This is a genomic window from Antarctobacter sp. (assembly GCF_034670325.1).
In the GTDB taxonomy this organism is placed as follows: Bacteria; Pseudomonadota; Alphaproteobacteria; order Rhodobacterales; family Rhodobacteraceae; genus Antarctobacter.
Window position 1 is genome coordinate 128,668 of sequence record NZ_JAXMNR010000002.1, and the last position, 21,533, is coordinate 150,200.

The following is a 21,533-nucleotide window of genomic DNA, read 5'->3' on the forward strand; positions in this document are numbered from 1 at the left end:
GATTTGTTAACATTTCCCGCTTTGCAGCAAGTCTCGGAAATTCAAGGATAGACGGGGATTTATGCACAAATGCTTGTGGATAACTTCAGGTGCGGACGGAATGTTTGTTAATTTCTATTAACTTCTGGCGCAGTTTGAAATGTTGCAACCGGATCACGTTCAACCCTGCAAATCGCGTCGCAGTGGACATGCCACACCACATCTAGTGTTCAGCGATTCTCTCGCGTTCGCCGCGCCGCGAATGACAGCGGCGCTTACCGATCAAATCGGCTCTATCAACATCTGCGCTACCGCATCCTGCGGCCACAGACACTAGACTAAAGAGAAATGGTCGGGGCGGCGAGATTCGAACTCACGACCTTCTGTACCCAAAACAGACGCGCTACCAAGCTGCGCCACGCCCCGACGACTCGTGCGGTTTATCCGCACGAAACGATTTTGAAAAGCCCTCTTTGACCTCAGCAGGGCCAAGCCGCGCGGCGCACCGCGGGATGGCGGATTTGCGCGCCCTCTTCGATGCGCAACAGCTTGGCCCAGCCGCCGTTGATCTCCAGCACAAACTGCACCTGATCCCCGCCCGGAATCGACGTCAGATCGCCGGGAATGGCATTGTGGTGAACCTTGACCACAACCCCGTGACGATCGATAAAGATCATGTCGAGCGGGATCAGAGTGTTCTTCATCCAAAAGGCGACGGGCTGCGGCGCCGGATAGACAAAGAGCATTCCCTTGCTGGTGGGCATGAACTCGACGTGCATCAGGCCCTTCGACCGTTCCTCGGCAGACCGCACCACATCCACGGTAAAGCGCGCCTTGCCGAAATCGCCCCGGACATACAGCGTATCATCCCGGCACGCGCCGATCCGGTTGTCGGGGTCGGCTTTGGCGGCGGGATCGACACCGGCATCTGCGATCGGTTCATCGCCAATGGGCAGAATCGGTTCCAGAGCAGGTGGCACCTCGTCCGGCTCCTCGTCCGGGGCTTTTGCCAAAGGCGGATCTGCGGGCACTTCTTCCGCGGGCGGTTCGGGATCCGCCATGGCCTTGGCCACCGGCACACCGTCCTCCGGCGCATCGGCATCCGGTGCCGCCGGATCAGGCGTCACGGCCACCGGGCCCACCGGCGCGGGCGGCTCCGCTGCCGGTGCTCTGGGCATCGGCGGCGGCGCGGCTTCCTGTTCCAATATGACAGAGCCATCGCCCTGACCCAAAACCGGCCACGCAACCAGCGCGGCCATCAAACTCATCGCGACAAGGCGCTTTCCCATGCAGTCACTTCCATCGCCATATGTCCCCGCTTGCCCTCGACGACGCGGATGGCAAGGGCTTCGCCCGGTTGCAAATCCGCGAGTCCCGAGCGGCGCAGGACTTCGATATGAATGAATACATCTTCGGGTTTTCCGAACACATTTGCAAACCCGAAACCCTTCGCCTTGTCGAACCATTTGACCCGGGCCGGTTGCAGGACCGCCTGAGCCATCACAGCCGGGTCGATCTGCTCGAAATCCGCAAGCGGTGCGCTGTCAGGCGTATCGGGCGGTTCGACCTTCAGGACCTGTGTGGCCTGAACCCCCCGGTCCGTTCGCTGAACCGTGATTTCGATAACGGCTCCGTCCGCTACTGAACTCTGGCCGAAATTCCGCAGCACATTCGCATGCAGCAGGATGTCCGGCCCGCCGTCGTCCGATATGACAAACCCGAATCCCTTGACCGGATCGAACCACTTCACCCGGCCCGCAACCGCAGATTGTTCTATTTCCTCGTGTGTCAACGCCGTTTCCAACTGTACCAACTTATCCCCACCCCGAGTCTTGGAGCAAAGCCGACCGTCAACGCAAGACGGGTCAATTGGCATTTTTGTGTCAGAGGGACATTCGTGCCTGATTGTTTTTCGTAGCCAAGCGGCGAATTTTTTACTTTATTTCAGATGGTTCAGGGGTTCAGTCGAACAATTTCCCAAGGAGTCGACATATCCTTTCGAGACCACCTGAAACGGTCATGTAACCGAAACGCGCCGTCCGCCCAGAATTCAATCTCCAGAGGAAGGATGCGATATCCACCCCAGAACGGCGGTCGCCCCGGATTTGTTCCGTGCCGCGCGGTAATCCGCGCAACCTCGGCCATCAGTGACGCGCGGCTGGACAGCGGCTGGCTCTGGTGGCTTGCCCAAGCGCCCAACCGGCTCTTGAGAGAGCGCGATGTGTAATAGGCATCGGCCTGCGGGCCGTTTTCCTTTTGCACCAATCCGCGCACCCGGATCTGACGGCGCAGGGATTTCCAGTGCATCACAAAGGCCGCCTTGCCTGCCTGATCAATTTCCTGCGCCTTCTTACTTTCATAATTGGTGTAAAAGACAAAGGCGGCGTCCTCGATCTCTTTCAGCAGGACCATGCGCGCGTTTGGCAACCCGTCCACATCGACGGTCGACAAGGCGATGGCGTTGGGATCGTTGATCTCGCTCTCGACGGCCTCTGCCAGCCAGTTCTGCGCGATGACAAACGGATCGTCCCCGGCAAATATCCCGCTACGGTCGGTCATCCTGTCTCTCCTTTGGCTCGTTGCCGGGACATGCCGCCTGTGTCGCCCGGGATGCAAGGCCGGTTTTGCGCCAACGGCAGGCTTGATGGTGCGCAAGCGATACCCTAAAGGTCGCTCAATCGACGATCTGGCGGAAAGGGCGACAATGTCAAACCAGTTGATGGCGGGAAAACGCGGCCTGATCATGGGATTGGCCAATGACAAGTCAATCGCTTGGGGCATCGCAAAGGCCTGCGCGGACGCCGGAGCCGAATTGGCCTTTTCGTATCAGGGCGAAGCTCTGAAGAAACGGGTCGACCCGCTGGCCGGTCAACTGGGGTCGGATATCGTCCTGCCCTGTGATGTCGGTGACGAGGCGTCGATCGACGCGCTTTTTGACGGGCTGAAGGAACGGTGGGACACTCTGGACTTTGTTGTCCATGCCATCGGGTTTTCCGACAAGAACGAACTGCGCGGTCGTTACGTGGACACGTCGAAATCCAATTTCACACTGACGATGGATATTTCGGTCTACAGCTTTACCAGCGTGATGCAGCGCGCCGAAAAGATGATGAAGAACGGCGGAAGCGCCGTGACGCTGACCTACTACGGCGCTGAACGCATCATGCCGCATTATAATGTGATGGGCGTGGCCAAGGCGGCACTGGAGGCATCGGTGCGGTATCTGGCCGAGGATCTGGGCAAGGACGGCATTCGCGTCAACGCGATCAGCGCCGGACCGATCAAGACGCTGGCCGCCAGCGGCATCGGCGATTTCCGCTACATCATGAAGTGGAACGAGTACAACTCGCCCCTGCGCCGCAACGTGACCATTCAGGATGTGGGCAAGTCGGCGCTGTACCTGTTGTCCGATCTGGGCAGCGGTGTCACCGGCGAAACGCATCATGTGGACGCGGGCTATCACGTCGTCGGCATGAAGGCGGTGGACGCGCCCGACATGTCCAAGGGCTGACGCCCATGGACTGGACCCACTTCCTCGCCTTCAACCTGACCTTGTTGGCCGCTCTTGCGGCACCGGGCCCTGCCCTGCTGTTCGCACTGCGCCAGTCGATCTCGGGCGGGTTTTCGGTGGGGTTTGCAACTGGTGGCGGGCTGGCCCTGATGGCGGCGCTCTGGACCGGGGCGGCGTTGCTGGGGCTGGAGGTGCTTTTTCGCCTGTTCCCGGCGGCGTTTGTCATCATGAAGGTTGTCGGCGCGCTGTACCTGCTGTGGATTGCCTACTCGCTTTGGCGCGATGCGCATCAGCCGGTGGGCGATAGCCCGCGCCCGCACGGACGCGCCTTTGTCGACGGGATGCTGGTCAATCTGGCCAATCCGAAGTCGGTGCTTTTTGCGGCTTCGGTGCTGGTGGTGATCTTTCCGCCCGACATGACGCTGGCCGCCAAGGCGATGGTGGTGGGCAACCACTTCGCAGTTGAACTGATCGCTTATGGTGCCTTTGCCGCCCTGCTGTCGACGCAGAGGGCGCGCGCCGGGTATCTGCGACTGAAGCCTGTCATCGACCGGATTGCCGCGCTGGTGCTTGGCGCGTTGGGCCTGCGCCTGTTGCTGGGACGCTAGGACGATGCCCGTGTGCTGGATTGCGGATCGGGACGGAAACCAACTTTTCGGCGGACCCTTCGCCACATTCGGACTGTAAATTGCGCTGAGCTGAGGAGACAGGGATGGACAACCGCCTGCCGCACGAAAAAGGCTTTCATGTCAGCTGGGACCAGCTGCACCGCGATGCACGCGCGCTGGCCTGGCGTCTGCAGGGTCAAGGGCCCGACGAAGGCGCATGGCGCGCCGTGGTGGCAATCACCCGTGGCGGCATGGCCCCCGCGATGATCGTCGCGCGCGAGCTGGACATTCGCACCGTCGATACGATCAGCGTCCGAAGCTATCACTCCGGTGGTGGCAAGGCCGATGAACGCCGCGAGGCGGAAGTGCTGAAATCCCCCGACGCCGATCTGGTGGGCGACGGCGAAGGCATCCTGATCATCGACGATCTGGTGGACAGCGGCAAGACGCTGGAACTGGTGCGCAGCCTGTATCCCAAGGCGCATGTAGCGACGGTCTATGCCAAGCCGCAGGGCCGCCCGCAGGTCGAGACCTTTATCACCGAAGTGAGCCAGGACACCTGGATCTTTTTCCCGTGGGACATGGCACTGCAATACGTCAAACCCTATCGCGGCGACGATTGAGGGCGTGATCCAAAGGCGCGCCTGACGGCGCACTCTCACTCTTGGGGGCTTTGCCCCCAAACCCCCGGCGAGGGCCCTGCCCTCGCGCTCCCGGGATACTTTTGGACAGAAGAAATATCCAGACGGAGTATCAGGCCATGGTCACGCGCACTGAAGCCACCTTCTTTCCGCCGATACCCGAGGCGCAGCGCTGGCTGCGAGGGGTCACGTTTCCCGCTGACAGGCCGTTGATCAACCTCAGTCAGGCCGCACCTGCCGACCCGCCGCCGCCCGCCATGCGCGCCGCCATGGCCCAGATGATGGAAGATCCGTCCAGCCATTCCTATGGTCCGGTGCTGGGTCGGCCCGGTTTGCGCGCCGCATTGGCCAAGGAGTGGGCCGGGCATTACGGCGGTGCCGTGGACGCCAATCAGGTGGCAATTACCGCGGGCTGCAATCAGGCCTTTGCCGCCGTGATCGCGGCAAATTGCGGTGAGGGGGACGAGGTGATCCTGCCGGTGCCGTGGTATTTCAATCACAAGATGTGGCTGGATATGAGCGGGGTAAAGGCGGTGCCGCTGCCCTGCGGACCCGACCTGTTGCCTGCCCCCGAGGCGGCGCGCGCCCTGATCACGCCGCGTACCCGCGCCATCGCCATGGTGACGCCGAACAACCCTTGTGGTGTCGAGTACCCGGCTGACGTGCTGGAGGGGTTCTTTGATCTTTGCCGGGACACCGGCATCCGGCTGATCGTGGATGAGACTTATCGCGATTTCGACTCGCGCAGCGGGGCACCGCATGGGTTGCTGGCCCGGGACGGATGGGACGACACGCTGGTGCAACTTTACAGTTTCTCCAAAGTGTATCGTCTGACCGGACATCGTGTCGGTGCAATCGTCGGCTCGGAGCGTATGTTGCACCAGATCGAGAAATTTCAGGACACGGTGGCGATCTGCGCGCCCTCGCTGGGACAGAGCGCGGCGCAATGGGGGCTGGAACATCTTGCCCAGTGGAAGGCCGAACAGCGCGATGAAATCCTCGACCGGCGCGCGGCCATCGAAGAGCATTTTGGCCCGCTGGCGGCGAAAGGTTGGAAGCTGTTGGGCTGTGGCGCTTATTTTGCCTATGTCGAGCACCCTTTTGCGGAAGGCTCCGCACAGCTTGCACCACGCCTTGTGCGTGAGGCGGGCGTCCTGATCCTGCCCGCCACAATGTTCACGCCAGAGGGCGACAGCAGCGGCGACCGCCAGTTCCGCGTGGCCTTTGCCAATTCCGACCGGGCCGGCATCGCCGAATTCGCCCGACGGTTGGCGCAGGTCGATCGCCCCCTTGCAGCCCCGGAAGGTGCACAATAGACAGGGGCAGACACTCTCGGGAGGGCGGCATGGCTGCGAAAAAATCCGGTATCGGCAAGTACTTTGTCTGGGGCCTTCTGGGTCTGCTCCTGTTGGGGCTGGGCGGTTTTGGTGCCACCAATTTCTCGGGCACTGTGCGCTCTATCGGGAAAGTCGGCGAGGCGGAGATTTCCACCTCGGATTATTTTCGCGCGTTGCAGGCCGAAATGCGCAACTTTCAGGAGCGCACCGGTCAGGCGTTGAGTTTCCAGCAGGCGCAGTCGCTGGGTCTGACCCAGCAGGTGCTGAGCCAGTTGGTCGTGACCGCCGCACTGGAAAACGAAGCCTCCGTACTTGGGATTTCCGTGGGCGACGAACGGCTTGCCGGAGACCTGCGCAAGATCCGCGCCTTTCAGGGCGTCGATGGCAGCTTTAATCGCGACGCCTATAGGCTGACGCTGGACAGCGCGGGTCTGAACGAGCGCAGCTTTGAGGAAAAGCTGCGCGACGAAAGCGCCAGCACGTTGTTGCAGGGCGCTGTTCTGGCCGGGGTGCGTCTGCCCGATACCTATGTCGACACTCTGATCAGCTATACCGGAGAGCGCCGCGCCTTTACCTGGGCCGAGGTGAGCGAGACCGAGCTAGAGGTTCTGCCAGCCCCCACAGAGGAAGAATTGCGCGCGCATTACGAAGACAACATCGCCCTTTTCACGCGCCCCGAGACCAAGCGCCTGACCTATGTCTGGCTGACGCCCGAGATGATCGTGGACAGCGTCGAGGTCGACGAGGACAGCCTGCGCGCCGCCTATGACGAGCGCAAGGAAGAGTTCGACCTCCCCGAGCGGCGGCTGGTGGAACGGCTGGTGTTTAACGATCAGGCTGCGGCCGAGGCCGCGCTGGCGCGGGTCGATGCAGGCGAGGCGGCGTTCGAGGATCTGGTGATTGAGCGCGGGTTGGAACTGGCAGATACCGATCTGGGCGACGTGACCCAAGGCGACCTTGGCAAGGCCGCCGAGGTGGTCTTTGGTGCGGATGTGGGTCAAGTGGTTGGTCCGGCACCAACGACGCTTGGCCCGGCGCTGTTCCGTGTCAACGCGGTGCTGCCTGCACAACTGACCTCTTTCGAGGACGCGGTCCCGGCGCTGCGGGGTGAGCTGGCGCTGGACCGCGCCCGCCGTGTGATCGACACACAAATACAAAGCTTTGACGATGAGATGGCCGCCGGTGTGACGCTGGACGAATTGGCCGCCTCCACCGATCTGGACCTGGGAACACTGGGCTGGACCGGGGAGAACGACGAGGACATCGCCGGTTACCCGGCCTTCCGTGACGCGGCAGAGGCGGTAGAGATATCGGACTATCCCGCCATCACCCAACTGGGCGACGGCGGCGTGTTCGCCTTGCGGCTGGATGAGGTTCTTGATCCCACGCCCTTCCCCTACGAGGAGGTCGAGTTGCGGGTTCAGGCAGATTGGCGTCGTGCGCAAAAGGTAGATGCACTCTTTGCGCGGGCCGAATCGCTGGCTGCGGAGCTGGGCGAAGGCGTGACCTTTGAGGGCGCGGGCCTTGCCGCCCAGACCGAAGAGGGGCTGACCCGCACGGCCTATGGCGCGGACCTGCCCCGCCCGGTCCTGGATGCGGTGTTCGACATGAAACCCAATGAGGTCCGCGCGCTGCGGGCCGGCGATCTGGCCGTTGTGGTGCGCATGGACGACGTCCTTGACGTCGACAAGGACAGCGAACAGGCCAAGCAACTGGCACAGCTTTTCCGTGATCAGGCAGCGCAGGACGTGGCGCAGGACCTGTTCCGTGCGCTGTCGACCGATATTCAGACCCGCGCGGGCGTCGATCTGGACCAGCCAGCCATCAACGCGGTGCACGCCAACTTTCAGTGAGACCATGGTACAACTGACCCCTTCTTTCGACGGCTTTGCCGAGGCGTATCAGGCGGGCCGCAACCAGGTGGTCTATGCCCGTCTGGCCGCCGACCTCGACACGCCGGTGTCGCTTATGCTGAAACTGACAGGCGCCGCGCGCGATGCCTTTATGTTGGAATCGGTGACCGGCGGCGAGGTCCGCGGACGCTATTCGATCATCGGGATGAAGCCGGACCTGATCTGGCAGTGCCACGGTCAAAGCAGTCGGTTGAACCGCATGGCGCGGTTCGACCCCGATGCCTTTGAGACCCAAAGCGATGCGCCGCTGACCGCCTTGCGCGCGCTGCTGGCGGAATCGCGAATCGACCTGCCCGAGGACCTGCCACAGGCCGCAGCGGGGCTGTTCGGCTATCTTGGCTATGACATGATCCGGCTGGTGGAACATCTGCCGGATGTGAACCCGGACCCGCTGGGCCTGCCCGACGCGCTGCTGATGCGCCCCTCTGTCGTGGCGGTGCTGGACGGGGTCAAGGGTGAGGTGACGGTGGTGTCGCCGGCATGGGTGCAGGACGGCCTGTCGGCCAAGGCAGCCTATGCACAGGCGGCGGAACGGGTCATGGACGCGGTGCGCGATCTGGAACGCGCCCTGCCCCAGGCCAGCCGCGATCTGGGTGATGCCGTGGAACTGGGTGAACCTGTCTCGAACTTTGTCCATGCGGATTATCTGGCCGCCGTCGAGACGGCCAAGGACTATATCCGCGCGGGCGATATCTTTCAGGTGGTGCCTTCGCAGCGCTGGACGCAGGATTTCCCGCTGCCGCCCTTTGCGCTCTACCGTAGCCTGCGGCGCACCAACCCATCGCCCTTCATGTTCTATTTCAACTTTGGCGGTTTTCAGGTGATCGGGGCCAGCCCGGAAATCCTTGTGCGGGTCTTTGGCAATGAGGTCACGATTCGCCCCATTGCAGGCACCCGCCCGCGCGGCGCGACGCCGGTCGAGGACAAGGCGCTGGAAGAAGACCTGCTGGCCGACCAGAAGGAACTCGCTGAACACCTGATGCTGCTGGATCTGGGCCGCAACGACACCGGGAAAGTGTCCAAGATCGGCACCGTGCGCCCGACAGAGCAATTTATCATCGAACGCTACAGTCACGTCATGCACATCGTGTCGAACGTGGTCGGTGAATTGTCGGACGATCAGGATGCGCTGTCCGCGCTGCTGGCCGGTCTGCCCGCAGGCACAGTGTCCGGTGCGCCCAAGGTCCGCGCGATGCAGATCATCGACGAGCTGGAGCCGGAAAAGCGCGGCGTTTACGGCGGCGGCGTGGGCTATTTCAGCGCCGGTGGCGACATGGACATGTGCATCGCCCTGCGCACCGCGCTGGTGAAGGATCGCAAGCTCTATATTCAGGCCGGTGGCGGCGTGGTCTACGACAGCGACCCGGAGGCCGAGTATCAGGAGACGATGCACAAATCCAACGCGATCCGGCGCGCGGCAGCGGATGCGGCACGCTTTACCGGGTCCGGCAACGGCTGATGTTGTTTCGAAGGCGCTCGGGGCCGGATCGAAACCCGGTGCCACTCACCACCCGACCTGCCGTCCTGCAGGCATTTCAGGCCCTTGGATGGCAGAAAACTGGACGCGGGCAAGACGCCCGCCTTCATCTTGATCTGCCGGACCGAACCGTTTCTGTCATTCCGCATCTGTCGCAACTGCCGGACAGCATGGTTCTGCGGCTGCATGAGAACGTCTCCACACAGCGTTTCGATGAAGGTTTTCAGGCTGTCGACGGCAGTCAGAATACGCGCCCTATGGTTCCCCTCATCCTTCGCGGCGGACGCCGGGCGAAACATCCGCACGTGACCGCCACGGTGATTGCCGATGAGGCAGCCCGGTTGATCGAATGGGCAGCGGGGCACGATCTGGACGCGCTTTACGCAGGTTTTCGAAATCTGCCCACGGACGCCGTCGGCTCTCAGCCGCTTTATCACCTTGTGGCCTTGGGTCTGCAGGGGGATGTGACGCGACTGACCGGATACCTTGACGCCTTCCGCGCTGGCGACAGGTTGAGTTTTGTTCCCTACATCACCGAAGACATGGTCGCGCGGGCGTTGACCCTTGCAGAAACCACTGCCGAACGCGCCGACTAAACTGCTGGCGCTCAGGTCCCGGCCTCTTTGCGAATCCGTTCGATCATAGCGCGCAGCCCGTTTGAGCGCTGCGCCGACAGATGCTCGTTCAGGCCCAGCCGGCCCAATTCAGCGCGTGCATCCACCGCCGACACATCCGCCATCGGCAGCCCGTCATACAGCCGGTGCAGCAGAGCAATCAGGCCCTTGACGATCAGTGCATCGCTGTCGCCCTGAAAATGAAACGCGCCAGCCTCCGGCGTCATATGCAGCCAAACCTGACTGGCACAGCCTTCGACCTTTGTGGCGGGCACCTTCAGGGCGTTCTCCATGGGCGGCATGGCCTTGCCCATTTCGATCACCATGCGATAGCGGTCCTCCCAGTCCTCCAGGAACTCGAAATCCTCGACCACCTCTTCGAAATCCGCCTGCGCCATAGTGTCGTCTCCTTTTGCCGAAGACCTAGGCGGCGTCGCGCCGAAGGTCCAGCCCCCGACCGCGTGCGATGTGCTTTTCAACGGCGTCGTTCTGCGCTAACCCTCTGGAACATCTGGCTGGGGGCTTGTCATGTTCAAATCGGTATCGGTTTTCCTTTTCGCGGCGTTGGTTCTGACCAGCTGCGGCACCGTCCGCGACAGCCGCCTGAACCCGATAAATTGGTTCGGGCGCAGCCAGTCGACCCCGGTGGCCGCAGCCTCTGATACAGAGATCAACCCGCTGATCCCGCGCCGCAAGGAATCGATCTTTCGGAAAGAAAAAGACACCAGCTATCGCGGCAGCGATCTGGGCGAGATCACCGAACTGGTGGTCGAGCGCCGTCCCGGCGGGGCGATCATTCGCGCCACGGCGGTGGCCGATCAGCTTGAGGCCTTTGATCTGAAACTGGTCGAGGTCGAAGAGGAAAGCCAAGCAGGGACGCTGACCTATGCGTTTCGCGGACTACAACCGCGCCGTACGCAGGGGCCTATCGCCTCGCGGACGCATACGGCGGCGGTCTGGGTGACAGACAACCAGTTGCGCGATGTCCGGGTAATCCGGGTCAAAGGTGCGCGCAACGTGCGCACGGTCAAACGCTGACACCCCCTGTCAGAGGTCGATGACCACAACCGCCTTGCCCTTGGCCGCGAGTGCTATCTTGCCGTCGCACAAACGCAGGGCGTCCTCTCCGAAAACTTCGCGACGCCAGCCGCCAAGGGCCGCCACATTCCGCTGACCCGCGGCGATGGCGTCCAGATCAGAGGCCGGGGCGATCAGTTTGGAGGCCACGCCCGAGCTTTCGGTCTTGGCCTTCAGCAGCACCCGCAACAGATCCGCCAGCGCCGGGTTCACCTGCAACTTGTCGCGGTCATTGTCGACCTTGGGCAGGTCTTCCTTGGGGCACTCCTGCCCGGCTTTTACGGCGGCCAGTATCCCATCGGCGATGGCGCCTTTGCGCGCCTCGCGCAGCAGCAGGCGTGAGCCGCCAAGGTCATTCATCGTCGCCGGTTTGGTCGAGGCCAGTTCGACCAGCGCATCGTCCTTGTAGACGCGGTTGCGCGGCACGTTGCGCTCTTGCGCATAGGTTTCGCGGAAAGCGGCCAATTCACGCACAATCGCGAGAAACCGTGGCGAGTTGGAGCGGGTCTTGACCCGCTTCCACGCGTCCTGCGGCATTGTCACATAGGTCTGCGGGTCAAGCAGCGTGGCCAGTTCTTCGCCCACCCAACGCGCGCGGCCGGTTTCCTCCAGCTTGGCGGAGAGGAATTCATAGATCTGGCGCAAATGCGTGACATCCGCCAGCGCATAGGTTTTCTGCGCATCGGTCAGCGGGCGGCGCGACCAGTCGGTAAACCGAGAGCTTTTGTCCAGCGGCTGTTTGGCAATGCGTTTGACCAGCGTCTCATAGCCGACCTGTTCCCCAAAACCGCAGACCATGGCGGCAACCTGCGTGTCGAAAAGCGGCACCGGGATCACACCATGATCGACCTGAAAAATCTCAAGGTCCTGGCGGGCCGCGTGAAAGACCTTGACCACGTTTTCATTGCGAAACAGGTCCATCAGCGGGTCCAGAGACAGCCCCTCGACCAATGGATCAACCAGAACGGCGTCCGCATCGTCGCGCCCCGGCATCGCCAACTGGATCAGGCAAAGCTTGGAATAATAGGTGCGTTCGCGCAGGAACTCTGTGTCGACGGTGACATAAGGGTGTTCTGCTGCGCCTTCACAAAAGGCGCGGAGCTCATCGGTCGTGGTGATTGTCTGCATAAAGCGTTATTCGACTTTGCTTTTGGTGTTGGTCCCCGTCGCGTCGCACGATCCTACAGGATTGCCGGGCAAAGGGAAGTGGCCCCCAGGGTAATCAAGGATCAATCAAACAGGACGGGCGTCAGGTCACCGGCAGCAAAACGGCGCAGCACGGCCGGGTACAGCCGGTGTTCCTGCTCCAGCACCCGTGCGGCCAGCGTGTCGGGCGTGTCATCGGACAGGATCGGCACCCGTGCCTGTCCCAGAATCGGACCGTCGTCCAGTTCCGGTGTGACCTCGTGGACGGTACACCCCGCCTCTGTATCGCCTGCCGCAATGGCGCGGGCATGGGTGTGCAGACCGCGATACTTCGGCAAGAGCGAGGGATGGATATTGAGCATCCGCCCCTCCCACGGCGTCACAAAGCCCGCCGTCAGCACCCGCATGAATCCCGCAAGGCACAGGATGTCGGGCGCATGGGGGGCAAGCGCCTCTTGCAGCGCGGCCTCGAACGCGGCGCGGTCCTTGCCAAAGGGTCGATGGTCGACCACCGCCGTGGCCACGCCCATCGCCTCGGCCTTGGCCAGTCCGCCGGCGTCCGCGCGGTTGGACAGGATCAGGACAGGGCGCGCCTGATGGTTGTCGCGGGCCATGTCCTCAACCAGACGGACCATGTTCGACCCGCCGCCGGAAATAAAGATGGCGACCCGTTTCACCCAAGCGATCCGCTGTAGGTCACGCCCTCGCCGGCGGTCACGCGGCCCAGACGGTGAACATACTCCCCCATCTCGGTCAGCAGTTCGTCGATGGCATATTCGCTTTCGGGATCGACGACGAGGATCATGCCAATGCCGCAGTTGAACGTCTTGAGCATCTCCGCCTCGTTGATGCTGCCTACGCCGCGCATCCAGGCAAAAAGGTCCGGCAAGTTCCAGGCATCCAGATCAATCTCAGCGCCCAGCCCGTCAGGCAGAACGCGGGGCAGGTTTTCGGTCAGGCCACCGCCGGTGATATGGGCCAGCGCGTGTACGCCTCCTGCCCCGATCGCGGAAAGCGCCGGTTTGACATAAAGTCGCGTAGGCGTCAGCAGCGCTTCACCCAGCGTGGTGTGGCCCCACGGGCATTGCGCGTCCCATGCCAGCCCCGACAATTCGACCAGTTTGCGTACAAGGCTGTAGCCGTTCGAATGCACCCCGTCCGAGCCAAGCCCCAGCAGCACATCGCCCTCGGCAACGCCTGCCGGCAGCGCCGAGCCGCGTTCCATCGCGCCCACGGCAAAGCCAGCAAGGTCGAAATCCCCCGCTGGGTACATGCCCGGCATCTCGGCCGTCTCGCCGCCGATCAGCGCACAGCCAGAGCGCACACAACCCTCGGCGATGCCCTCGACAACGCGGGCGGCGGTTTCTGCCTCCAGCTTTCCGGTTGCGAAATAGTCGAGAAAGAACAGCGGTTCCGCGCCCTGACAAACAAGGTCGTTCACGCACATGGCCACAAGGTCGACACCCACGCCGTCCACGTGGCCGGTGTCGATGGCGATCCGAAGTTTCGTGCCGACACCGTCGGTTGCCGCGACCAAGACCGGATCGGTGAACCCTGCGGCCTTAAGGTCAAACAGTGCGCCAAAGCCGCCCAGCCCGCTCATCACACCGCTGCGGTTGGTGCGCTTGGCGGCGGGTTTGATCCGCTCGACCAATGCGTTCCCCGCGTCGATATCCACGCCCGCCTGGGCATAGGTCAGCCCGTTCTTGCCATCGGTCATCGGGATCTCCTTGACGCGCCCGGCCTGACGCCGCGCGATTTTCGCCCGCGCTTAGCGCATCGCGCGCCGCCCTGCAACGTGCCTGCTTGACGCGCGGGGGCGCTCTGATACGTAGAGCGCCACGGTGGGCCTGTAGCTCAACTGGTTAGAGCAGGGCGCTCATAACGCCTTGGTTGCGGGTTCAAGTCCTGCCGGGCCTACCAAGTCCCCCTCACCGTCCCCCCTCACCTTCCCCGGAACAACCCGCCCAGCACGCCGCGCACAATGCGGCGGCCGGTGGTGCCGGTCAGTTCCTTCATCACCATGTCGCCCATCGCCTCGCCAAAGCTTTTGCCACGGCGGCGCACGGGTTTTGAGGTCGACCGGCTGACGCGTGTGCCGGAATAGCGCCGTCCGGCGCTGTGGTCGCGGGCCTGCGCCTCTGCCTCGGCCTCTGCGCGTTCCGCCTCTTCGGCCTCGCGGGCCGCTTTTTCGGCGCGCGCGCGCAGCATTTCATGGGCCGAATCGCGGTCCACCGTCGTGTCGTATTTCCCGGCCTGCGGCGAGGCACCAAGGATCGCGCGCCGTTCTGCCAATGTGATCGGTCCCAGTTGCGAGGACGGCGGGCGGATCAGCGTGCGCTGTGCCATGCCCGGCGCGCCCTTGCGTTCGAGAAAAGAGGTCACTGCCTCGCCCACGCCGACCGTGCGAATGGCCTCTTCGATGTCCAGTGCCGGGTTGTCACGATAGGTTTCCGCCGCCAGCCGCAGCGCCCGCCTGTCGCGCGCGGTAAAGGCACGCAGGGCGTGCTGAATCCGGTTGCCCAACTGGCCAAGGATATCTTCGGGGATGTCGTCCGGTGACTGGGTCACGAAATAGACCCCCACGCCCTTGGAACGGATCAGTCTGGCCACCTGTTCGACCTTGTCGACCAAAGCCTTCGGCGCACCGTCGAACAGCAGATGCGCCTCATCGAAGAAGAAAACCAACCGGGGCTTGTCCGGATCGCCGACCTCTGGCAGTTCTTCGAACAGTTCTGACAGCAGCCACAACAGGAACGTCGCATAGAGACGCGGGCTGTGCATCAGCTTGTCCGCGGCGAGGATATTGACCTGCCCGCGCCCGTCCGGCGCGCGTTGCATCAGGTCCGACAGCTCCAGCGCGGGTTCGCCGAACAGCCCGTCGCCGCCTTCGTTTTCCAGCACCAGCAAACGCCGCTGGATCGCCCCGATCGAGGCCACCGACATATTGCCATATCGCAGCGACAGGTCTTTACGATGCTCCCCCATCCAGACCAGCATCGAGCGCAGATCGTCGAGGTCAAGCAGCGGCAGGCCCTCTTCATCGCTGAGCCGGAAAGCGATGTTCAGGATACCCTCCTGCGCCTCGGAAAGGTCCATGAGACGCGACAGCATCAACGGCCCCATCTCTGTCACGGTGGTGCGCACCGGATGGCCCTGTTCACCGAACAGGTCCCAGAAACAGACGGGAAAGGCCCCATAGGCGAAATCGTCATAACCGATGGTTGCGTTGCGCTCTGAAAATGCGCCGTGCAGCTTGTGGGTCTCTGTTCCGGCCACCGCGAGACCGGACAAATCGCCCTTTACATCCGCCAGAAAGACCGGGACTCCTGCGGCAGAAAACCCCTCTGCCAGAATTTGCAAGGTGACGGTCTTGCCCGTGCCCGTGGCCCCTGCGACCAGTCCGTGCCGGTTGGCATATCCCAGATCCAGATACTGCTTTTCGGCATGATCTGCCCCGGCGCCGCCAACGAAAACTCCGTTCCCCATGCACTCTCTCCCTAGGTCGCGTGGCAGGAACATACATCCTTAACCATTTGATGCCAGTATGTTTCCTGTTCGGGGCAACATGTCCTCTCCTGCCCCGGACAGACTTCCTCCCTGTCAGACTGGCCGCGCCCTAGGGCGCGGCTTTTTTATGTGCTGAAAAAATCTGGAAATGCTGGAAAAGAACGTGGGAATCCCTGTTGACCGCGCGCAAGTCTTCTTCTAGCGTCCCCACAATAACAAAGTCGGCCGGTCCGACAGGGAGTGAAATGGAAAAGGGCCTACGGGCCCTTTTCCTTTTTTTTGGTCCGAATCGCGCGTCTTTTCAGCCCTTTCAGGCCAGGATCAGGGACACTGTTGCGGTCGACTCGCGGCTATCCGCGCATCAACCCTGCGTCAGCCGCCATTTCTTCCCTGACACTGCGTCTGACGCATGTTAATCGATCCACAGCCAATGACCGGATTTTAGAGGACATCATGAAAAAACCGCTTATCCTTTTGTCGTTGATCGCCTCGCTGGGCGCTGGAGCGGGATACGCCCAGTCCGCCGATGGCGGCGATCCGCCCGCGGGCTCCGGCCTCGACCTGGGCGAGACCGTTCAGGTGACACCGCCGGCCGGCGCTGCCGCCGACGTGCCCGAGCCTTACGTTAAAGAAGTCCACAAGGACTGGACCGTGCAGTGTCTGAAGGTCGCCGATGACCGCGAAATCTGCCAGATGTACCAGTTGCTGCAGGACGAAGACGGCACCAAGCTGGCAGACGTCTATATCTTCAAGGTCAAGGACGCAGGTCAGGCCGTGGCCGCCGGTGTGTTCACCGTGCCGCTGGAAACTCTGCTTCCTGCCAAGCTGACCGTGCAGGTCGATACCCGCGACGCAAAGCGGTACGATTACTCGTTCTGCAACGCGCAGGGCTGCTTTGCCCGTGTCGGTTTCCTTGCCGACGATGTCGAGCGGTTCAAAGCTGGCAGTTCTGCCCGGGTTATGCTGGTGCCGATGCTGGCACCGGATCAGCCGGTCAGCCTGTCGATGTCGCTGGCCGGCTTTACCGCCGCGTTCGAGCAGACCACCGCGCGCTGATTGCCGACACAAGATGAAATGAGAAACGGCGCGCCCAAAGTGGGCGCGCCGTTTTTCTTTGTGGCGATGACGTACGCTCAGTGCGCCTTTGCGGCGTCTCCCCCAAAGAGCCGCGCCCAGATTGGCGCGACCACCTTGGTGCCGATGGGAATCAGGACCAGTCCGACAAGGAACCCGATGACAAAGTCGATCCCGGCGGTCACGGCCCATTCCAGTGCCGCGCTGCCCTGCCCCAAGGCAACGGCGGCGTGATGCACGGTTTCTTCGGGCCAGTGCCAACCCATTTCATGGCTGGAATGCACGATGATCGACCCACCGACCCAGAGCATGGCCGCCGTGCCGATGATGGCCAGCGCCTTTAGCAGCCAGGGCATGAACTTCACGATAAAGCGGCCAATGCCCCGCGTGATGCCCAGACGTCCGACCCGGCTGAGCCACAGACCGACGTCATCCATTTTTACGATGATCGCCACGGCGCCGTACACAACGAAGGTGATCAGGACAGCGACCACGGCCAGAGTCGCCGCCTGCATCCAGAAGTTGGGCGCATCAATCGCGGACAGCGAGATCACCATGATCTCTGCGGACAGGATGAAATCGGTCTTGATCGCGCCCTTGACCTTGGCCTCCTCCAGATGGGTGGGATCGCCAACATCGTGACTGCCATCCGGACCGCCGGAATGCTCGTCATGCGGCATCAGCACATGCACGATCTTCTCGGCGCCTTCGAAACAAAGGTAACACCCCCCAAGGATCAGCAGCGGCCAGACCAGCCAAGGCGCAAAGGCAGCCATCAGCAGCGCCGCCGGCATCAGGAAGACCAGCTTATTGATCAGAGACCCGCGTGAGATGCGCCAGATGATCGGCAATTCCCGCGCCGGTTCGAATCCTTGGATGTATTTCGGCGTCACCGCAGCGTCGTCGATCAGCACCCCCGCCGTCTTTGACCCTGCCTTCATCGCCGCAGCACCGATGTCATCCACCGAGGCCGCCGCAACCTTGGCGATGGCCGCGACGTCATCCAAAAGTGCCAGAAGTCCACTCATGCCGCTTCTCCCTTTGCGTTTAACGCGAAACTAGTGGCTTGTCCGCAAACCGCAAGCGCCACGCCCCACCGCCCTGCGCCGCCAGCACCAGACAGCCGCCCGCGATGGCCCAATTCTTGACGAAAATGCTCATTTGCCATGGATCGTCGGGAATCAGATGAAAAAAGGCGGTCAGCGCGCAGTAGCCCGCCAGCGACAGCGCCACCGGGCGCACCGCCACACCCAGAACAATGGTCAGCCCCGCCAGTGCATTATAGACCAAGGCCAGCCAGACCAGCGATTCGGGCCAGCCCCATCCCCCCAGCAGCGCCTGCGCAGGACCGGGATCGAACGCTTTTTGCACCGCCCCGGCAAGGAACAGCGCTGCGATCAGGCAGCGTCCGACAAGGCTCGTCACGTTTTCAAACATCTCGCACTCGTTAATTTGGACGACCCGGACCCACGTTATCGCAAACGCTTGGAAAGGGTTAGCGCCACCACGCGCAACCTTGCCACGTTTATCGCTAACATACTGATTCGAAAAGGGTAACGGACTTTGCAGCCGCAGAAACCCCGCCTATAGGAAACACAACAGGTGTTTTCAGGAGGCGAGCATGACCGTCACGATCGGGATTAATGGATTTGGCCGCATTGGCCGTTGCACTTTGGCGCATATCGCGGAATCGGCGCGCAACGACGTACAGGTGGTCAGGATCAACGCCCCCGGCCCGATCGAGACCCACGCCCACCTGCTGCGGTACGACAGCATCCACGGGCGCTTTCCCGGTGATGTGACCGTCAAAGATCAGGCCATCGATCTGGGCCGTGGCCCGATTGACGTGATGTCCTCCTATGAGTTGTCCGATCTCGACTGGAGCGGGTGCGACGTGGTGCTGGAATGCACCGGGCAATTCAATGACGGGACCAAGGCCGACGCCCATCTGGGGCGCGGTGCGAAGTTGGTCTTGATCTCTGCCCCGGCCAAGAACGTGCAGCGCACCGTGGTCTACGGCGTCAATCACCGCGATCTGGTCAAGGGCGACGTCATGGTGTCGAACGGATCCTGCACCACCAATTGTCTCGCGCCGCTGGCGAAGGTGCTGGATGAGGGCATTGGCATCGAATCCGGCATCATGACCACGATCCACAGCTATACGGGCGACCAGCCGACGCTGGACCGTCGGCATAAGGACCTGTACCGCGCCCGCGCTGCGGCGATGGCGATGATCCCGACCTCGACCGGGGCCGCTGCGGCGTTGGGAGAGGTGCTGCCGAACCTGAAGGGCAAGCTGGATGGCTCTGCCGTGCGGGTGCCCACGCCGAATGTGTCGGCTGTTGACCTGACCTTTTATGCCTCGCGGGATGTGACCGTCGAGGATGTGAACGAGGTGGTGGCCGAGGCGGCGGCGGGCCGGATGGGGGCGGTGCTGTCCTACGATCCCGAGCAGAAGGTCTCGATCGATTTCAATCACACCACCCATTCCTCTGTCTTTGCCCCCGACCAGACCAAGGTGGTGGGCAAGCGGATGGTGCGCGTGCTGGCGTGGTACGACAATGAGTGGGGCTTTTCGGCGCGTATGGCCGACGTGGCCGCCGCGATGGGCCGCCTGCTGCATTGAGCCTGTCCACATGTGGACAAGAACGCGCCTCTGTAAGATCAAGGACTTACAGAGGCGTTTTTACGTCTTGTTAGGATTTTGCCCGTCCGCAGCCCCAAATTTCAGCGGTCATGCATGCCTTTGCCTTGCAGGATTCGGGGCGCGTGTTTGTCGATCCGGCTGACCCGCGTCGCGGCCTGTTTCGCCCCGGAAAAGAACAGCACATAGCCGCGCCTGCGCCCGGGGGTCAGCGCCTGCCATGCCGCACAGAACGCCTCGTCGCTGTCGAGCCGGTCGGTCAGTTCCTCTGGCGGCTCCAGATCATCTTTGGCGAACTGCACTTTCGCCCCGGATGTCTCGACCGCGATGGCGCGGGTGACGTAATCGCGGATCTGGTCGGCGCGGGCCGCAACCTCATCCGCCGACTGAAAGCTGAAGTATTTTGAGGCGCGGGAGTTTGGGCCGGTCAGGATCAGCGCGCCCTCTGGGTCGTCAATCAGCGTGCCTTTGAAGAACGCCAACCGGCAGCCATCAGAAAAGCCCCCGACGATCGCCACGTTGGAGCCGTCAAACGTATAGCAGGCCTGCCCCCATTTCAGCGCCTCGACCAGTGGGGTGCCGGAGAGGACGGCCCGCAGCGCGCGTTTTTCCGCACCCCAGGCCGGATCGGCAAAGAACTCTGCAAGATTCCCCGCGCGCGGCATCAGAGGTAGTCGGCGCGCGCCAGCCCGTATTTGGCCATCTTTTCATTCAGGGTCCGGCGCGGCAGGCAAAGTTCATCCATGACGGCCGAGATCGAGCCTTTGTGGCGGCGCATGGTGTTGTCAATCAACATACGCTCAAACGCCTCGACGTATTCCTTGAGCGGCTTGCCCTCGGTCGTCATCACCGGCTGCATGTCGTCATGATCGCTCATCAGCAGCGAGGCGATGGTCCCCTGCCCGCGCCGCGATTGCAGCACCGCGCGTTCCGCCAGATTGATCAGCTGGCGCACGTTGCCGGGCCACGGGGCCTGCAACAGTTGTGCGGCCTCCTGTGCGCTGACCTTGGGCGCGTCACAGCCGTATTCATCGGCGTAGCTTTCGCTGAGGCGGGTGAACAGGGTCAGGATGTCCTCACCGCGCGAGCGCAGCGGCGGCACCACGATCTTGAGCGCGGCAAGGCGGTAGTACAGGTCCGGACGCAGTGCCTGTTCGCAGGTGCGGCCCTCTTCCTGAAGGTTGGAAATGGCGACGATGCGGGTTTCGGGCGGGGTCCCCTGATCGTTGATCGCCGACAAGAGGCGCGCCTGAGCGGCGTCTGACAGCACCTCGATGTCTTCCAGAACCAGCGTGCCGCCGCGTGCCTCTTCGATGGCGGGCAGGCGCGTGTCCTCTGGCTGCATCGGGCCGAAAAGGCGGGTCATCAGCGCGTCTTCGGGCATCGCGCCACAGCTGACCAGCGTGAACTTCTTGCCCGCGCGCGCGCCTACCGCGTGCAGCGCGTGGGCGACCAGCGTCTTGCCGGTGCCGGTCTCACCCTCGATCAACACGTGGCCATCGGCCTGCCCAAGATCGAGGATGTCCTCACGCAGGCGTTCCATCGCCGGCGAAGCGCCGATCAGCTTGGACATGATCTGCCCGCCATCGCCCAGCTCGCGCCGCAGCGCGCGGGTGTCCAGCGTCAGACGCCGCGCATTGGTGGCCTTTTTGGCAAGGTCGGACATGCGGTCGGGGTTGAACGGCTTTTCAAGGAAATCGAACGCGCCGATGCGCATCGCCTCGACCGCCATGGGCACATCGCCGTGGCCGGTGATCATGATGACCGGCAGGGCGCTGTCCGCGCCCATCAGCTTTTTCAGGAACTGGATGCCGTCCATGCCCGGCATCTTGATGTCAGAGATCACAATCCCCGGATAGTCGGCGTTGAGCGCGCCAAGCGCCTCTTCGGCACTGGAAAAGGTTTCGGTGTCATAGCCCGACAGGGCCAGCCACTGGCTGATGGACTGGCGCATGTCCTGTTCGTCATCAACGATGGCGATCTTCATTGCATTGGCCATGGC

At 62.5% G+C, this 21,533-nt stretch carries 22 protein-coding genes and 2 tRNA genes; 11 read left to right on the forward strand and 13 right to left on the reverse strand.

What is annotated here, in order from left to right; all coding sequences use genetic code 11:
• Positions 1-328: 328 nt before the first annotated feature.
• The 4 genes from VOI21_RS05780 to pdxH all read right to left on the reverse strand — a co-directional run bounded on the left by VOI21_RS05780 (position 329) and on the right by pdxH (position 2,538).
• Positions 329-405, reverse strand: a tRNA-Pro gene (locus VOI21_RS05780).
• Positions 406-458: 53 nt separating this feature from the next.
• The gene (locus tag VOI21_RS05785) at positions 459-1,268 is read right to left on the reverse strand and encodes a DUF192 domain-containing protein (RefSeq protein ID WP_323768648.1); all 810 of its coding nucleotides are present in this window, start codon (positions 1,266-1,268) and stop codon (positions 459-461) included.
• Complete coding sequence (locus tag VOI21_RS05790; protein ID WP_416358964.1) at positions 1,244-1,783, reverse strand: cold-shock protein; 540 nt, start codon at positions 1,781-1,783, stop codon at positions 1,244-1,246. The genes VOI21_RS05785 and VOI21_RS05790 overlap by 25 nt, the downstream gene beginning before the upstream one ends.
• 149 nt (positions 1,784-1,932) lie before the next feature.
• The gene (gene pdxH, locus VOI21_RS05795) at positions 1,933-2,538 is read right to left on the reverse strand and encodes a pyridoxamine 5'-phosphate oxidase (protein ID WP_323768653.1); all 606 of its coding nucleotides are present in this window, start codon (positions 2,536-2,538) and stop codon (positions 1,933-1,935) included.
• Between the two features lie 145 nt (positions 2,539-2,683).
• On the opposite strand from pdxH, the gene fabI reads away from it, so the two are divergent.
• From fabI to VOI21_RS05830, 7 genes are all read left to right on the forward strand, one after another.
• Positions 2,684-3,490 (forward strand): enoyl-ACP reductase FabI, encoded by an 807-nt coding sequence (gene fabI, locus VOI21_RS05800; RefSeq protein ID WP_323768655.1) that lies wholly within the window; start codon positions 2,684-2,686, stop codon positions 3,488-3,490.
• Between the two features lie 5 nt (positions 3,491-3,495).
• A complete protein-coding gene (locus VOI21_RS05805) occupies positions 3,496-4,098 on the forward strand; it encodes a LysE family translocator (protein ID WP_323768657.1) in 603 nt (200 codons plus the stop codon).
• A gap of 104 nt (positions 4,099-4,202) precedes the next feature.
• Positions 4,203-4,721: a xanthine phosphoribosyltransferase gene (gpt, locus tag VOI21_RS05810; protein WP_323768659.1), complete on the forward strand. Its 519-nt coding sequence runs from the start codon at positions 4,203-4,205 to the stop codon at positions 4,719-4,721.
• 137 nt (positions 4,722-4,858) lie between these two features.
• Complete coding sequence (locus VOI21_RS05815) at positions 4,859-6,055, forward strand: aminotransferase (protein WP_323768661.1); 1,197 nt, start codon at positions 4,859-4,861, stop codon at positions 6,053-6,055.
• A gap of 29 nt (positions 6,056-6,084) precedes the next feature.
• A complete protein-coding gene (locus tag VOI21_RS05820) occupies positions 6,085-7,929 on the forward strand; it encodes a peptidylprolyl isomerase (protein WP_323768663.1) in 1,845 nt (614 codons plus the stop codon).
• 4 nt (positions 7,930-7,933) lie between these two features.
• Entirely contained in the window at positions 7,934-9,448 is a 1,515-nt protein-coding gene (trpE, locus tag VOI21_RS05825) for an anthranilate synthase component I (protein WP_323768665.1), read from the forward strand.
• A gap of 38 nt (positions 9,449-9,486) precedes the next feature.
• The gene (locus VOI21_RS05830; protein ID WP_323768667.1) at positions 9,487-10,062 is read left to right on the forward strand and encodes a DUF6990 domain-containing protein; all 576 of its coding nucleotides are present in this window, start codon (positions 9,487-9,489) and stop codon (positions 10,060-10,062) included.
• A gap of 11 nt (positions 10,063-10,073) precedes the next feature.
• On the opposite strand, the gene VOI21_RS05835 is transcribed toward VOI21_RS05830, so the two are convergent.
• Complete coding sequence (locus tag VOI21_RS05835) at positions 10,074-10,478, reverse strand: SufE family protein (RefSeq protein WP_323768669.1); 405 nt, start codon at positions 10,476-10,478, stop codon at positions 10,074-10,076.
• A gap of 130 nt (positions 10,479-10,608) precedes the next feature.
• On the opposite strand from VOI21_RS05835, the gene VOI21_RS05840 reads away from it, so the two are divergent.
• On the forward strand, positions 10,609-11,118 hold the full coding sequence (locus tag VOI21_RS05840) for a hypothetical protein (RefSeq protein WP_323768671.1): 510 nt from the start codon (positions 10,609-10,611) through the stop codon (positions 11,116-11,118).
• Between the two features lie 9 nt (positions 11,119-11,127).
• Here the strand turns inward: VOI21_RS05840 and rnd are convergent, their stop codons facing one another.
• The 3 genes from rnd to purM form a co-directional block, all read right to left on the reverse strand.
• On the reverse strand, positions 11,128-12,285 hold the full coding sequence (rnd, locus tag VOI21_RS05845; RefSeq protein ID WP_323768673.1) for a ribonuclease D: 1,158 nt from the start codon (positions 12,283-12,285) through the stop codon (positions 11,128-11,130).
• A gap of 101 nt (positions 12,286-12,386) precedes the next feature.
• The gene (gene purN, locus VOI21_RS05850; protein ID WP_323768675.1) at positions 12,387-12,980 is read right to left on the reverse strand and encodes a phosphoribosylglycinamide formyltransferase; all 594 of its coding nucleotides are present in this window, start codon (positions 12,978-12,980) and stop codon (positions 12,387-12,389) included.
• On the reverse strand, positions 12,977-14,023 hold the full coding sequence (purM, locus tag VOI21_RS05855; RefSeq protein ID WP_323768678.1) for a phosphoribosylformylglycinamidine cyclo-ligase: 1,047 nt from the start codon (positions 14,021-14,023) through the stop codon (positions 12,977-12,979). The genes purN and purM overlap by 4 nt, the downstream gene beginning before the upstream one ends.
• 126 nt (positions 14,024-14,149) lie before the next feature.
• Here purM and VOI21_RS05860 point away from each other — a divergent pair.
• Positions 14,150-14,226, forward strand: a tRNA-Ile gene (locus tag VOI21_RS05860).
• Between the two features lie 21 nt (positions 14,227-14,247).
• On the opposite strand, the gene VOI21_RS05865 is transcribed toward VOI21_RS05860, so the two are convergent.
• Positions 14,248-15,792, reverse strand: coding sequence for a helicase HerA-like domain-containing protein (locus tag VOI21_RS05865; RefSeq protein ID WP_323768680.1), 1,545 nt, complete (start codon positions 15,790-15,792; stop codon positions 14,248-14,250).
• Between the two features lie 474 nt (positions 15,793-16,266).
• Between VOI21_RS05865 and VOI21_RS05870 the strand changes: the two genes are divergently transcribed.
• Positions 16,267-16,869, forward strand: a complete 603-nt coding sequence (locus VOI21_RS05870) for an invasion associated locus B family protein (RefSeq protein WP_323768682.1) — start codon at positions 16,267-16,269, stop codon at positions 16,867-16,869.
• Positions 16,870-16,946: 77 nt separating this feature from the next.
• Here VOI21_RS05870 and VOI21_RS05875 read toward each other — a convergent pair whose 3' ends face one another.
• Entirely contained in the window at positions 16,947-17,915 is a 969-nt protein-coding gene (locus VOI21_RS05875; RefSeq protein ID WP_323768684.1) for a DUF808 domain-containing protein, read from the reverse strand.
• A 19-nt stretch (positions 17,916-17,934) separates the two neighbouring features.
• On the reverse strand, positions 17,935-18,324 hold the full coding sequence (locus VOI21_RS05880; protein ID WP_323768686.1) for a DoxX family protein: 390 nt from the start codon (positions 18,322-18,324) through the stop codon (positions 17,935-17,937).
• A gap of 184 nt (positions 18,325-18,508) precedes the next feature.
• Here VOI21_RS05880 and gap point away from each other — a divergent pair, with 184 nt between their 5' ends.
• Positions 18,509-19,513, forward strand: coding sequence for a type I glyceraldehyde-3-phosphate dehydrogenase (gene gap, locus VOI21_RS05885; protein WP_323768688.1), 1,005 nt, complete (start codon positions 18,509-18,511; stop codon positions 19,511-19,513).
• A gap of 101 nt (positions 19,514-19,614) precedes the next feature.
• Here the strand turns inward: gap and VOI21_RS05890 are convergent, their stop codons facing one another.
• Both VOI21_RS05890 and VOI21_RS05895 read right to left on the reverse strand, forming a co-directional pair.
• Positions 19,615-20,196 (reverse strand): YdeI/OmpD-associated family protein, encoded by a 582-nt coding sequence (locus tag VOI21_RS05890; RefSeq protein WP_323768690.1) that lies wholly within the window; start codon positions 20,194-20,196, stop codon positions 19,615-19,617.
• Positions 20,196-21,530, reverse strand: coding sequence for a sigma-54 dependent transcriptional regulator (locus tag VOI21_RS05895; RefSeq protein ID WP_323768692.1), 1,335 nt, complete (start codon positions 21,528-21,530; stop codon positions 20,196-20,198). Before VOI21_RS05895 ends, VOI21_RS05890 begins: the two co-directional genes overlap by 1 nt.
• Positions 21,531-21,533 lie beyond the last annotated feature (3 nt).